Source organism: Sphingomonas sp. 2SG (genome assembly GCF_005503285.1).
Lineage (GTDB): Bacteria > Pseudomonadota > Alphaproteobacteria > Sphingomonadales > Sphingomonadaceae > Sphingomonas > Sphingomonas taxi.
In genome coordinates this window covers 1-13,548 of the sequence record NZ_SCMZ01000072.1, presented here as the reverse complement: position 1 = coordinate 13,548, position 13,548 = coordinate 1, and the positions used below count along the sequence as shown (strand labels likewise).

General features: G+C 67.9%; 14 protein-coding genes. 5 read left to right on the top strand and 9 right to left on the bottom strand.

Going from position 1 to position 13,548, the window contains the following annotated elements; all coding sequences use genetic code 11:
* The first annotated feature begins 52 nt into the window (after nucleotides 1-52).
* Nucleotides 53-751, top strand: coding sequence for a c-type cytochrome (locus FFS23_RS18695; RefSeq protein WP_137899781.1), 699 nt, complete (start codon nucleotides 53-55; stop codon nucleotides 749-751).
* A gap of 203 nt (nucleotides 752-954) precedes the next feature.
* Here the strand turns inward: FFS23_RS18695 and FFS23_RS18690 are convergent, their stop codons facing one another.
* Nucleotides 955-1,830 (bottom strand): LOG family protein, encoded by an 876-nt coding sequence (locus tag FFS23_RS18690; RefSeq protein WP_038662739.1) that lies wholly within the window; start codon nucleotides 1,828-1,830, stop codon nucleotides 955-957.
* Nucleotides 1,831-1,873: 43 nt separating this feature from the next.
* Nucleotides 1,874-2,539, bottom strand: a complete 666-nt coding sequence (locus tag FFS23_RS18685) for an extensin family protein (RefSeq protein ID WP_249340757.1) — start codon at nucleotides 2,537-2,539, stop codon at nucleotides 1,874-1,876.
* A 133-nt stretch (nucleotides 2,540-2,672) separates the two neighbouring features.
* Here FFS23_RS18685 and FFS23_RS18680 point away from each other — a divergent pair, with 133 nt between their 5' ends.
* The 4 genes from FFS23_RS18680 to FFS23_RS18665 all read left to right on the top strand — a co-directional run bounded on the left by FFS23_RS18680 (nucleotide 2,673) and on the right by FFS23_RS18665 (nucleotide 8,445).
* Nucleotides 2,673-3,830, top strand: coding sequence for a phosphoserine transaminase (locus FFS23_RS18680; protein ID WP_137899780.1), 1,158 nt, complete (start codon nucleotides 2,673-2,675; stop codon nucleotides 3,828-3,830).
* 111 nt (nucleotides 3,831-3,941) lie between these two features.
* Complete coding sequence (gene serA, locus FFS23_RS18675; protein WP_137899779.1) at nucleotides 3,942-5,519, top strand: phosphoglycerate dehydrogenase; 1,578 nt, start codon at nucleotides 3,942-3,944, stop codon at nucleotides 5,517-5,519.
* An 84-nt stretch (nucleotides 5,520-5,603) separates the two neighbouring features.
* On the top strand, nucleotides 5,604-6,704 hold the full coding sequence (locus FFS23_RS18670; protein ID WP_137899778.1) for an ATP phosphoribosyltransferase regulatory subunit: 1,101 nt from the start codon (nucleotides 5,604-5,606) through the stop codon (nucleotides 6,702-6,704).
* A gap of 451 nt (nucleotides 6,705-7,155) precedes the next feature.
* Nucleotides 7,156-8,445: an adenylosuccinate synthase gene (locus FFS23_RS18665; protein WP_038662727.1), complete on the top strand. Its 1,290-nt coding sequence runs from the start codon at nucleotides 7,156-7,158 to the stop codon at nucleotides 8,443-8,445.
* A 63-nt stretch (nucleotides 8,446-8,508) separates the two neighbouring features.
* Here the strand turns inward: FFS23_RS18665 and FFS23_RS18660 are convergent, their stop codons facing one another.
* The 7 genes from FFS23_RS18660 to FFS23_RS18630 all read right to left on the bottom strand — a co-directional run bounded on the left by FFS23_RS18660 (nucleotide 8,509) and on the right by FFS23_RS18630 (nucleotide 13,286).
* Entirely contained in the window at nucleotides 8,509-8,976 is a 468-nt protein-coding gene (locus FFS23_RS18660; protein WP_137899777.1) for a hypothetical protein, read from the bottom strand.
* Nucleotides 8,977-9,045: 69 nt separating this feature from the next.
* A complete protein-coding gene (aroC, locus tag FFS23_RS18655; protein WP_137899776.1) occupies nucleotides 9,046-10,116 on the bottom strand; it encodes a chorismate synthase in 1,071 nt (356 codons plus the stop codon).
* Nucleotides 10,113-10,367 carry a DUF2442 domain-containing protein gene (locus FFS23_RS18650; RefSeq protein ID WP_137899775.1) on the bottom strand — a complete coding sequence of 85 codons (255 nt, stop codon included), beginning with the start codon at nucleotides 10,365-10,367 and terminating at the stop codon, nucleotides 10,113-10,115. The genes aroC and FFS23_RS18650 overlap by 4 nt, the downstream gene beginning before the upstream one ends.
* On the bottom strand, nucleotides 10,342-10,593 hold the full coding sequence (locus FFS23_RS18645) for a DUF4160 domain-containing protein (RefSeq protein WP_137899782.1): 252 nt from the start codon (nucleotides 10,591-10,593) through the stop codon (nucleotides 10,342-10,344). The genes FFS23_RS18650 and FFS23_RS18645 overlap by 26 nt, the downstream gene beginning before the upstream one ends.
* On the bottom strand, nucleotides 10,593-11,396 hold the full coding sequence (fabI, locus tag FFS23_RS18640) for an enoyl-ACP reductase FabI (RefSeq protein ID WP_081974412.1): 804 nt from the start codon (nucleotides 11,394-11,396) through the stop codon (nucleotides 10,593-10,595). Before fabI ends, FFS23_RS18645 begins: the two co-directional genes overlap by 1 nt.
* On the bottom strand, nucleotides 11,393-12,343 hold the full coding sequence (locus FFS23_RS18635; RefSeq protein WP_038667115.1) for a YihY/virulence factor BrkB family protein: 951 nt from the start codon (nucleotides 12,341-12,343) through the stop codon (nucleotides 11,393-11,395). The genes fabI and FFS23_RS18635 overlap by 4 nt, the downstream gene beginning before the upstream one ends.
* A 7-nt stretch (nucleotides 12,344-12,350) precedes the next feature.
* A complete protein-coding gene (locus FFS23_RS18630; protein WP_137899774.1) occupies nucleotides 12,351-13,286 on the bottom strand; it encodes a DnaJ C-terminal domain-containing protein in 936 nt (311 codons plus the stop codon).
* Nucleotides 13,287-13,548 lie beyond the last annotated feature (262 nt).

The following is a 13,548-nucleotide window of genomic DNA, read 5'->3' as shown; positions in this document are numbered from 1 at the left end:
GTTTCCTATGGGATCACGGCGCATAGCAAAAAATAGGGGCAGCGTTAGGCAGATGGATAACCGCACCAACACGATCGCCGGGTGGACGCTGGCAGCCTGCGGGATTGCGCTCGGTCTGTCGATCGTCGGCGGCATGGCCTTCCACAGCGAACGCCCCGAAAAGCCCGGCTATGCCATCGAAGGCGTCGAGGCCGAGGGCGGGGCGGGCGGTGCTGCCGCCGAAGTGCCGATCGCCACGCTGCTGCCGACCGCCGACGTCGCCAAGGGTGCGGAAGTGTTCAAGAAGTGCGCGGCCTGTCACACCGTGACGCAGGGCGGCGCCAATGGCATCGGCCCGAACCTGTACGGTACGCTCGGCGAGGGCATCGGTCAGGGCAAGGGTGGCTTCGCCTTCTCCGACGCGCTGAAGGGCGTCGGCGGCAACTGGGACTTCGACAAGATGAACGCGTGGCTGACCAGCCCGCGCAAGTTCGCGCCCGGCACCAAGATGACCTTCGCCGGCCTCGGCAATCCGCAGGATCGCGCCAACGTGATCGCCTATCTCAACTCGCAGGGTTCAAACCTGCCGCTGCCCGCCGCGCCGGCGGCAGGCGCAGCACCGGCCAAGCCCGACGCCAAGGCGCCGGAAGGCAAGGATTCGGTGACCAACACCGATGCGGTCAACAACCTCGGCAACACCGGCACCCCGGCGTCGGGCGCACCGTCGGTCGATCCCAACGCCGCCAAGGAAGGCGCCAAGGCGGGGAAGTAAGTGGGTTTTACTGCTGATCCACCGCGCGTTCCGACCCCGTCCTCACCCCGCGCCGGCTTCGCCGTCTAGTCCCCTCTCCCGCTGGGAGAGGGGAAGGCGCGCAGCGCCGAGGGGTGAGGGCGGGGCGAGACGGGGATGATGGCACCGTCTGATCGTCCTCCCCGCCTTCGCGGGGATGACTTTATGGGCGGGAGGCAGGCGTCTTACCCGTCCTTCTTCGCCTGTTCCTCGTAGAAGGCGCGGACCACGTCCCATGCTTCTTCGGCGGTCTCGACATAGGTGAAGATGCCGAGGTCGCGCTGGCTGACGACGCCCTCGTCGACCAGCGCCTGGAAGTTGACGACCTTCTCCCAGAATTCGCGGCCGAACAGCAGCACGGGAATCGGCTTGATCTTGCCGGTCTGAATCAGCGTCAGCAGTTCGAACAGCTCGTCGAACGTACCGAAGCCGCCCGGGAACGCTGCCAGCGCGCGGGCGCGCAGCAGGAAGTGCATCTTGCGCAGCGCGAAATAGTGGAACTGGAAGCTCAGCGACGGCGTGACGTACGGATTGGGGGCCTGTTCGTGCGGCAGGACGATGTTGAGGCCGATCGATTCGGCGCCGACGTCGGTCGCGCCGCGGTTGGCGGCCTCCATGATCGACGGGCCGCCGCCCGAGCAGACGACGAACTGGCGCATGCCGTGCTGGTCGCGCGGCACGCGGCTGGCGATCTGCGCCAGTTCGCGCGCAACGTCGTAATAGCGGCTCTTGGCGACGAGCCGTTCGGCGATCGCGCGCGCGGTGTCGTCGCTGGCGATGTCGAGCATCGCCTGCGCCTTGGCCGGCTCGGGGATGCGCGCCGAGCCGTACATCACGAAGGTCGAGGCGATCTTCGCCTCCTCGAGCAGCAATTCGGGCTTGAGCAGCTCGAGCTGGAAGCGGACGGGACGCAAATCCTCGCGCAGCAGGAAGTCCATGTCCTGGAAGGCGAGCTTGTAGGCGGGATGTTCGGTCTGCGGCGTCGAGATCGCCTGCTGCGCGCTGGCGGCGTCCTGGCTGGCGCGGGGGAAGACCCGTTCGGGAAGGCGTGTATCGGTCATCCGCGGGCGTTAGAGCAAAGCCAGAAAGGGCTCAACGCCCGATTCAGCGGCACATTCCGGCACGATCGTCCTCGAGGTGCAAGTGGTTGCGATGCGCCGCATTATAGGCCGGCGACAGCACCGTGCCGAAGCGCTTGCAGGCCGAGGCGTGGATCGTCGACAGGAAGCGCTGCACCTGCGGGTCGGGCGAGGTCCAGTCATTGAGGATCGTCACCCGCCGCCCGTCCTTGAGCGTGACGCCGCCGACGTCGACCGCATTGGCGATCGCATGGCCCGACCGCCGGTCGCCGCCGCGACGCGTGCCGACGACGTTGCGGCATGCATAGCTGCCCATACCCTGCACGCTGGCGAGCTCGCTCCCGAGGATCTGATACGCCGCCGGCGCCAGCGCGTTGCGCACCCAGCCGGAAAAGGCACGCGCCTCGCCGCAGCGGATCGCGGTGATGCCGGTCACCGGCACGCCGATGTCGAGCAACTGCACCGCGCCCGACAGGCCGCAGCCGTTGCCGAAATCCTTGTCGGGCAGCGAACGATAGCCGACCCCCATCGTGCGCAGGTCGGCGAGGCATTGCGCGGTCTGCCGCGCGGAGACGGTGACGATCGATCCGCGCGTCGGGGCGGGACGTTCGGTCCGGCCGCAGGCGGCGAGCAGGGTCAGCACCATCACGGTGCCGATGAGACGCAAATACTGGAACACAGCCGCGATCATGCGCCAGACGGTCCGCCACAAACAAGCCCGGCCCGGTACGATCCCGGCTTGCGCGATGCACCGACCGTCTCTAGGGCGGTCGACGGGCCACGCCGCCCCAACGCGGCGCGTGCTCTCTGTGAGGAGAGATACATTGACGGATTCTGTTACCGCCCCCGACATCCGGGGTGCGTCCAAGCCAGCCACGAAGCCGGCTCGTCCCTTTTTCAGCTCCGGTCCCTGCGCCAAGCCACCCGGCTGGGACGCGTCGCAGCTCGCCACCGACTCGCTCGGCCGCTCGCATCGCTCGAAGATCGGCAAGCAGCGCCTCCAATATGCCATCGACCTGATGCGCGAGACGCTCGGTCTGCCCGACACGCACCGGATCGGCATCGTCCCAGGCTCGGACACCGGGGCGTTCGAAATGGCGATGTGGACGATGCTGGGCGCACGGCCGGTCACGACGCTCGCCTGGGAGAGCTTCGGCGAGGGCTGGGTGACCGATGCGGTCAAGCAGCTCAAGATCGATCCCACCGTCATCCGCGCCGATTACGGCCAGCTCCCCGATTTGAACGCGGTCGACTGGTCGAACGACGTGCTGTTCACTTGGAACGGCACCACCAGCGGCGTGCGCGTGCCGAACGCCGACTGGATTCCCGAGACCCGCGAGGGCCTGAGCTTCGCCGACGCGACCTCGGGCGTGTTCGCCTATGACATCGACTGGGCGAAGATCGACGTCGCGACGTTCAGCTGGCAGAAGGTGCTGGGCGGCGAGGGCGGCCATGGCGTGCTGATCCTCGGCCCGCGCGCGGTCGAGCGGCTGGAAAGCTATACGCCGGCCTGGCCGCTGCCGAAGGTGTTCCGCCTCGTCTCCAAGGGCAAGCTGACCGAAGGCGTGTTCAAGGGCGAGACGATCAACACGCCGTCGATGCTCGCGGTCGAGGACGTCATCGTCAGCCTCGAATGGGCGAAGTCGCTCGGCGAGCGTGGCCTGATCGGCCGGTCGGACGCCAATGCCGCGGCCTTGGACACAATCGTGGCGGAGCGCGACTGGCTCGGCCATCTCGCCGCCGATCCGGCGACGCGGTCTAAGACCAGCGTCTGCCTCACCGTGGAGGGCGCCGACGAGGCGTTCATCAAGGCGATGGCGTCGGCGCTCGAGAAGGAAGGCGCGGCCTATGACGTCGCCGGCTATCGCGACGCGCCGCCGGGCCTGCGCATCTGGTGCGGCGCGACCGTCGACACCGCCGATATCGAGGCGCTCGGCCCGTGGCTCGACTGGGCCTACGCGACCGCCAAGGCTGCGGCCTAATCCTTCTGCCGGTGCTCCTGCGAAAGCAGGAGACCAGAGCCCCGAGCGATATCCCCTGTTACCCTGGGCTCCTGCGTGCGCAGGAGCACGGCTGTTTTGTAGGAATTACCCATGCCCAAAGTCCTCATCAGCGACAAAATGGACCCCAAGGCCGCGCAGATCTTTCGCGAGCGCGGCGTCGAGGTCGACGAGATCACCGGCAAGACCCCGGACGAACTGATCGCGATCATCGGCCAGTATGACGGCCTCGCGATCCGCAGCTCGACCAAGGTGACCAAGGCGATCCTCGAACATGCGACCAATCTGAAGGTCGTCGGCCGCGCCGGCATCGGCGTCGACAACGTCGATATCCCCGCGGCATCCGCCAAGGGCGTGGTGGTGATGAACACGCCGTTCGGCAATTCGATCACCACCGCCGAACATGCCATCGCGCTGATGTTCGCGCTCGCCCGCCAGCTCCCCGAGGCCGATGCCTCGACCCAGGCGGGCAAGTGGGAGAAGAACCGCTTCATGGGCGTCGAGCTGACCGCCAAGACGCTCGGCCTGATCGGCGCGGGCAATATCGGCTCGATCGTCGCCGACCGCGCGCGCGGGCTCAAGATGAAGGTGGTGGCGTTCGATCCGTTCCTCACCCCCGAGCGCGCGCTGGAGATGGGCGTCGAGAAGGTGACGCTCGACGAATTGCTGGCGCGCGCCGACTTCATCACGCTGCACACGCCGCTGACCGATCAGACGCGCAACATCCTCTCCGCCGAAGCGCTGGCCAAGACCAAGAAGGGCGTGCGGATCATCAATTGCGCGCGCGGCGGCCTGATCGACGAGGCGGCGCTCAAGGCAGGGCTCGACACCGGCCATATCGGCGGCGCCGCGCTCGACGTGTTCGTCGAGGAACCGGCCAAGGCCTCGCCGCTGTTCGGCACGCCCAATTTCGTCAGCACGCCGCATCTCGGCGCGTCGACGACCGAGGCGCAGGTCAATGTCGCGATCCAGGTCGCCGAGCAGATGGCGGACTTCCTCGTCTCGGGCGGCGTCACCAACGCGCTCAACATGCCGAGCCTGTCGGCGGAGGAAGCGCCCAAGCTCAAGCCCTATATGGCGCTCGCCGAAAAGCTCGGCAGCCTCGTCGGCCAGCTCACCACCGGCGCGATCACGCGCATCTCGGTCCATACCGAGGGCGCGGCGGCGGAGCTCAATGCCAAGCCGATCACCAGCGCGGTGCTCGCCGGTTTCCTGCGCAACCAGACCGACACGGTCAACATGGTCAACGCGCCGCTGCTGGCCCGCGACCGCGGCGTCGAGGTGCGCGAGGTACGCACCGAGCGCGAGGGCGATTACCACACGCTGCTGCGCGTTTCGGTGAAGACCGCCGACGGCGAGCGCTCGGTCGCCGGCACGCTGTTCGGCGATCAGGCGCCGCGCCTCGTCGAGCTGTTCGGCATCAAGGTCGAGGCCGATCTGGTCGGGCCGATGCTCTATGTCGTCAACGAGGACGCGCCGGGCTTCATCGGCCGGCTCGGCACCGCGCTGGGCGAGGCGGGGGTCAATATCGGCACCTTCCACCTCGGCCGCCGCTCGGCGGGCGGCGAGGCGGTGCTGCTGCTCTCGGTCGACGAGCCGGTGGACGGCGAACTCCTCGCCAAGGTCAAGGCGCTGCCGGGCGTCAAGACCGCGATGGGCCTGACGTTCTGATCGCTCGATGCTGACGGGGCAGGGGCGATGCCGTCGCGATACGGCGTTGCCCCCGTTCCCGCCCATGGATAGGGGAGGCGCACGATGACACCCCTGCTTCCCGAAGGCTTTCGCGACCGATTGCCGCCGCACGCCGATGCCGCCGCCGCCGTCGAGACGCGCGTGCTCGAAGCGGCGCGCCTCTACGGCTATGAGCGCGCCGATCCGCCACTGGTCGAATATGCCGACGCCTTGGGTTCGCGGCTCAAGGACGGCGCGCTGACCGATGCGGTTCGCTACGTCGATCCGGTGTCGCAGCGTACATTGGCGATCCGCCCCGACGTCACCGCGCAGATCGCGCGGATCGCGGCGACGCGCATGGGCCACCACCCGCGGCCGGTGCGATTGTCCTATGCCGGCCCGGTGCTCAAGCTGCGCAGCCCCGAACTCGCGCCGGCGCGCGAATGGCGCCAGATCGGCTGCGAGCTGATCGGCCTGGATTCGATCCCCGCCGCGCAGGAGGTGGTTGCGGTGGCCGTCTCGGCGCTGGCTGCGGCGGGGGCGACCGGCCTCTCGATCGATTTCACTTTGCCCGATCTGGTGGATACGCTGGCAGCGGGGCCGTTGCCCGTCGCCGCCGAGCGGATCGCGTTGCTGCAAGACCGGCTCGACGCCAAGGATGCCGGCGCGGTCGCGGCGATCGCGCCCGGCTATCTGCCGCTGATCGAGGCGGCGGGACCGTTCGACAGCGCGATCGCGCGATTGCGTGCCTTTGATACCGGGCAGGTGCTCGCCAGCCGGCTCGACGGGCTCGCCGCGATCGCCGCGGGGCTGGGGGAGGGCGTCGCGCTGACGCTCGACCCGACCGAGCGGCATGGCTTCGAATATCAATCGTGGCTCGGCTTCTCGCTGTTCATCGCCGGCGCGGCGCGGGAAGTCGGCCGCGGTGGCACCTATGCGGTGATGCACGAGGATGGCGCGGAAGAGGCGGCGACCGGTTTCTCGCTCTATGCCGATGCGATCCTCGCGACCGCGGGCGCCGTCGATCGCCGCCGGCTGTTCCTGCCGTTCGGCACGCCGCCCGAGGCGGGCACCGCGATGCGTGCCGCCGGCTGGGTCGCGGTCGCGGCGCTGACGCCCGCCGACACGCCCGAAGCGCAATTGTGCACGCATCTCTACGCCGAAGGCGAAGCACGCGCGCTCTGATCGTTTCGCTACCGTAAAGACGATGACAGCGGTGCGGCCGGAGGATTACGCTGTCGGCGGCGGCGATCCTGCCGTCGATCCGATGGAGAGCATCATGTCATTTTGGCGACTTGTCCCTTTTTTCTGGGGGCGTTGTTCGGCTTCGGCACCCTTCTGTTGAAGGTTGTCGAGGTGGCACGTCACCGGTAGGCCACGGGCGGGGGCGCGCGGCAACGCGTTCCCAAACGAAAGAACCCCCGTCACGGCAATGACGGGGGTTCATCCAATGGCAAAGCCATGTCGTTCGGCATCACGTTTATAGCGAACCCGCGTCGCGATGACAATCGTCCGCCTAACGGTTGACCCTGCGGGCGCACCCCGGTAGGCGCGCCTTCGCATCTCAGGACCGTTCGTGTGCCGAGTCCTGTCGAAGGGCGCACGGATCAACGCCGGCAGGCGGAGACCTGTATCCATGGCCAATGTAGCAGTCATCGGCGCGCAATGGGGCGACGAAGGCAAGGGCAAGATCGTCGATTGGCTCGCCGAGCGCGCCGATATGGTGGTGCGCTTCCAGGGTGGGCATAATGCCGGCCACACGCTCGTCGTCGGCGACAATGTCTATAAATTGTCGCTTTTGCCCTCGGGCATCGTCCGCGGCACGCCCAGCGTGATCGGCAACGGCGTCGTGCTCGACCCTTGGGCGCTCAAGGCGGAGATCGAGCGGCTGGCGGCGCAGGGCGTCTCGGCGACGCCGGAAACTTTGCGCATCGCCGACAATTGCGCGCTGATCCTGCCGCTGCACCGCGATCTCGACGGGTTGCGTGAGGATGCGTCGGGCGCCGGCAAGATCGGCACCACGCGGCGCGGCATCGGCCCCGCCTATGAGGACAAGGTCGGCCGCCGGGCGATCCGCGTCTGCGATCTCGCGCATCTCGACGATCTCGGGCCGCAGCTCGACCGGCTGCTCGCGCATCACGACGCGTTGCGCGCCGGTTTCGGTTCGCCGGCGATCGACCGCGAGGGCCTGATCGCCGAGCTGCGCGACATCGCCGGCTTCGTGCTGCCCTTCGCCAAGCCGGTGTGGCGTGACCTCAACGAAGCGCGTGCCGCGGGCAAGCGCATCCTGTTCGAGGGCGCGCAGGGCGTGCTGCTCGACGTCGATCACGGCACCTATCCGTTCGTCACCTCGTCCAACACGATCGCCGGCACCGCGGCAGGCGGGTCGGGGCTCGGGCCGGCGGCGGTGGGCTTCGTGCTCGGCATCGCCAAGGCCTATACCACCCGCGTCGGCTCGGGACCCTTCCCGACCGAGCTGGAGGATGAGACGGGCGAGCGGCTCGGCGTGCGCGGCCACGAATTCGGCACGGTGACCGGGCGCAAGCGGCGCTGCGGCTGGATCGACACGGTGCTGCTGCGCCAGTCGGCGGCGGTCGGCGGCATCACCGGGATCGCGCTGACCAAGATCGACGTGCTCGACGGCTTCGAGCAGGTGAAGATCTGCACCGGCTATCGCCTCCGCGGTCAGGAGCTCGACTATTTCCCGGCGCATGCCGCGGATCAGGCGGCGGTCGAGCCGATCTACGAAGTCATGGAAGGCTGGCAGGAATCGACTGCGGGTGCGCGCAGCTGGGCCGATCTGCCGGCGCAGGCGATCAAGTATATCCGTCGCGTCGAGGAGCTGATCCGCTGCCCGGTGGCACTGGTTTCGACCAGTCCCGAGCGCGAGGACACGATCCTCGTCCGTGATCCTTTCGCCGACTGACGACAGACACGAAAAAGCCGGGCGGTGTGACCCGCCCGGCTTTTTCTTCATCGGTCAGGATGCTTATTGCGGCGTCGGGGTGCCGCCGGTGGTCGAACCGGTCGTGCCGCCCATCGTGCCGGTGGTCGAGGTGCCACCCATGGTGCCGGTCGTGCCGCCACCCATCGTGCCGGTGGTCGAACCCGTGCCGGTGCCCGTGGTGCCGCCCATCGTGTCGGTCGAACCGCCCATCGTGCCCGTCGTCGAGCCGCTGTCGGTGGTCGACGTCGAACCGGTGCCGGTCGAGCGGCCACTACGGCTGCTGCGCGACTTCTTGGCCGAACGGCTCTGCGTCATGCTGCCCGACGTAGCCGACGAATCGGTCGGCGAGGTCGTCGTCTGGCCGCCCATCGAGCCGCCCATCGTTCCCGTGGGGCTGCCGGACGTCGTGCCCCCCATCGTTCCGCCTGCGGTGCCACCCGTCGTCGTCTGTGCATAGGCTGCGGCGGGGATCAGCATGGCTGCTGCCATGATTGGAATGATCTTACGCATCGTTCTCTCCTGCAAATTCTTGCACGGCCCCAACGGGTTGGGTTAGAGAGTGTTCCATTTGGTTAACGATTAGCGTCCCGTCTGGCCCCGATGCAGCAACGCCTGGTCGGCCAGCACCAGTGCCATCATCGCCTCGACCACGGGCACGCCGCGGATGCCGACGCAGGGGTCGTGGCGCCCTTTGGTGGCGATATCCGCAGCCTGGCCGGTGCGGTCGATCGTCTCGACCGGGATCAGGATCGAGCTGGTCGGCTTGAACGCGACGCGCAGCCGGATCGGCTGGCCGGTGGCGATACCGCCGGTGATGCCGCCGGCATGGTTGGCGAGGAAATCGGGGCCGTCCGCGCCCGGACGCATCGCATCGGCATTGGCCTCGCCGGTCAGCGCCGCAGCGGCGAAACCGTCGCCGATCTCGACGCCCTTGACCGCGTTGATCCCCATACAGGCGTGCGCCAGTTCGGCGTCGAGCTTGGCATAAAGCGGCGCGCCCCAGCCGGCGGGAACGCCCGTCGCCTCGCAGGCGACGACCGCGCCGAGCGACGATCCCGCCTTGCGTGCGCCGTCGACCAGCGCCTCCCAGCGCGCGGCGGCGGCGGGATCGGGGCAGAAGAAGGGATTGGCGTCGATCGCGGCATCGTCGAACGCGGCATAATCGATGGCGTCGCCGCCGATCGCCTCGACCCAGCCGCGGATGCGCACCTGCGGGATCACCGCGCGCGCCACCGCGCCCGCGGCGACGCGCGATGCGGTCTCGCGCGCCGACGAGCGCCCGCCGCCGCGATAGTCGCGGAACCCGTATTTGGCGTCATAGGCGTAATCGGCATGGCCGGGGCGATAGGCGAGCGCGACCTCCGAATAATCCTTCGACCGCTGGTCGACGTTCTCGATCATCAGGCTGATCGGCGTGCCGGTGGTGCGGCCCTCGAACACGCCCGACAGGATGCGCACCTGATCCGGCTCGCGTCGCTGGGTGGTGAAGCGCGACGTACCGGGACGGCGCTTGTCGAGCCACGGCTGGATATCCGCCTCGGTAAGCGCGATGCCCGGCGGGCAGCCGTCGACGACCGCGCCGATCGCAGGCCCGTGGCTCTCGCCCCAGGTGGTGAAGCGGAACAGATGGCCGAAACTGTTGATGCTCATGCGGCGTGCGATCGGCTGCCGGTCATGTCGCCGCGCCCGGCGAGGATGCCGGCGATTGAAATGTCCTCGTCGAGCGCATCCCAGTGCAGGCCGCTCGGACTGATCTCGACCTGGCGCCGTGCTTCCGCCGAGCCATGGAGCAGCCGCGGGAACCAGGCGAGCGGCACGCCGACCGTCCGGCCGTCCTCCAGCCGGACCCACATCTGGTCGTCGTCGAAATCGACGCTAAGCGCCCGTGCCGAAGTGGTCATGCCACGCTCCCTCAATATCGTCCCGCCGTGCCTCGACGATCTCGGTAATCCACCGTTGCGTCCGTGCATCGAAACCGTTGTTGTCGGCATAATGCACGTCGGGATAAAGCCACAGCTTGGCGTCGCGGCCATCCTTGCTGACGTGGATATGCGACGGCTCGCGCGGATCGCCTTCGTTCGAGAAGAAATGGAACCGAAATCCACGTTCCCGAAAGACGAGGGGCATCACGCCAACGCGATATCCGGCGCATCCTCGGCCTTCATGCCGATCACATTATAGCCGGCGTCGACATGGTGGATCTCGCCGGTGACGCCGCTCGCCAGGTCGCTCAGCATATACAGGCCGGCGCCGCCGACATCCTCGATCGTCACGGTGCGGCGCAGCGGCGCGTTCAGCTCGTTCCACTTGAGGATATAGTTGAAGTCGCCGATGCCGCGCGCCGCCAGCGTCTGGATCGGGCCGGCGGAGATCGCATTGATGCGGATGTTGTCGGGGCCGAGGTCGACCGCGAGATATTTGACGCTGGTCTCCAGTGCCGCCTTGGCGACGCCCATCACGTTGTAATGCGGGATGACCTTCTCGGCGCCATAATAGGTCAGCGTCAGGATCGAGCCGCCCTCGGGCATCAGCTTGCGCGCGCGCTGCGCCACCGCGACCAGCGAATAGGCCGAGATGTTCATCGTCATCAGGAAATTGTCGAGCGTCGTGTCGTAATAGCGTCCACGCAGCTGCGACTTGTCGGAAAAGCCGATCGCATGGACGACGAAGTCGATCGTCGGCCATTCCGCTTCCAGCGCCGCGAAGGTCGCGTCGAGCGCCGCCATGTCGGACACGTCGCAGTCGAACAGCCGCGCGACGCCCAATTGCTCGGCAAGCGGGCGCACCCGCTTCTCCATCGCCGCGCCCTGATACGAAAAGGCGAGCTCGGCGCCATGTTCGGACAAGTGCTTCGCGATACCCCAGGCCAGCGACTTGTCGTTCGCCAGGCCCATGATAAGCCCGCGCTTGCCCGCCATCAAACCCGTCACGCCGTCTTCGCCTCCGCTGTCGTTGACGCCCCCTGTAGCGCCGGTTCGGGGGGTTCCGCCAGTGCCGCGTTGAGATGCGCGCCGAACACCAACCCCAGTCCGATCAAATAGAAGAACAGCAGCATGACGACGACGCCGGCAAGGCTGCCATAGGTCAGGTCGTAGCCGCCCAATTGCCCGAGCACCCAGGGCAGCAGCGTCGTCATGCCGACCCACCAGACGGTGGTGAAGGCCGCGCCGGGCCATTTGCGGCAATTGGAGTAACGGTATTTCGACGGCGTCACCGAATAGAAGAGCAGATAGAGCGCGCCGAACATCACCAGCCCGGGAATCACCCGCGACAGGCCGACCCAGCCCGCGACGCCCTCGGCGAAGGGCAGCAGGCGATAGATGAACTGTTCCGCCGCGGTCAGGATACCCTGAACGAGGAAGCTCATCAGCGCGATGATGACCGACAGGATGATGACCCCGGACGAGGACAGGCGCGAGCGCCAGAACGGCACGCTCGCCTTCACGCCATAGGCGCGATGGAAGATGTCGCGGATCGTCTCGACGAAGCTGCCGACGGTCCACAGCCCGACCAGCCCGCCCAGCCACAGCAGCGAGCCGGTCCGCGCGACGAGCACGTCGGCGATCGGCTTGCGCAGGATGTCGGCGACGTTGGGCGGCAGCACGTGCAGGAACGAGGCGACCGCGCGCTGCGTCTCGGCGCTCTGGCCGAGCAGCGACAGCACCGCCGCGGCGGTGATGAAGAACGGGAACACCGTCATCAGCGCGAGATAGGCGAGGTTGCCGGCGTGGATGAAGCCGTCGTTGAACACCCCAAGCACGGCGCGCTTGGTGATCTCCCAGGCGGCCGGGCCGGGCTTCAGCTTGGCGAGCTGGTGGCGGGCACCATGGCGCTGATGCGCACGGTCTTCGGGCGTAAGGGCTGCGGTTTCGGTCACGTCGGCGTCAGACGCCCATTGCCCCGCGCGGGTTCCGTGCGTCGTTCCAACCGGCGACGAACTGTTGCAAGGCTGCATCATCCGCGGGCACGTCGATCATCAGCGTGACGAGCTGGTCGCCGCGCGTACCATCCTTCTTGTGGAAGCCCTTGCCCTTCAGGCGCAGCGTCTTGCCCGAACTGGTCCCCATGGGGATGGTCAGCATCACCGGCTTGTCGACCGTCGGCGCGCGCACCGAGCCGCCCGCCACCGCTTCCTTGAGCGTGAGCGGCAGGTCGAGCCGGACGTCATCGCCATCGCGGGTGAAGAAGCGGTGCGGCTGCACCTCGATCGAGACGATCGCATCGCCCGCGCCGCCGGGACCCGGTTCGCCCTTGCCGGCGAGCTTCATCTGCGTGCCGCTTTCGACGCCCGCGGGCAGCTTGAGGTCGATCGTCTTGCCGTCGCCGAGCGTCACGCGCTGCGGCGCCAGCGTCGCTGCGTCGACGAAGGGCACCTGCAGCCGATAGGTGATGTTGGCGCCCTTGGGTTGCGGACGCCGGCCGAAGCCGCTGGCGAAGCCGCCGCCGCGCGTCTGGCCGCCGCCGAACAGGCCTTCGAAGATGTCGCTCATATCGGCGTCGCCGCCGGTGCCGAATTCATAGCCGGCGCTGCTGAACCCGCCGGGGCCGCCGCGTGCGGCGCCGGGCCGGGCGCCGCCATAGCCGAACGGTGCGGCGGGATTGCCGTCGCCGTCGATCTCGCCGCGGTCGAAGCGGGCGCGCTTGTCCTTGTCGCTCAGCAGGTCGTAGGCATTGGTGACCTGGCTGAACCGCTCCGACGCCTTGGGATTGTCCTTGTTGCGGTCGGGATGCAGTTCCTTGGCAAGCTTGCGATACGCTTTCTTGATGTCCGCCTCGGACGCGCCGCGGGCGACGCCCAAGGTTTGATATGGATCGGCCATTGGTTCCCCATTGGTGTATTACGGACCTATGTGGGGGAGGGCGGCGCGCAACGCAATCGCTCGCTGCATCGTTGGTGGAATCGCGCGTGATGATCGACGGTGGCTTTGCGGACGCGACGGCTTCGCGTCGTCGCGTGAACCCCGACCCATCCGCAAAGCAAAAGGACCGGCCGCACGGGGCGACCGGTCCTTCCTGCTTCAGCGCGCCGGCGTGGGTGCCGGGGCCGGTGCCGCGGCCGGAGCATTGGCCGCGGGCGGCGGC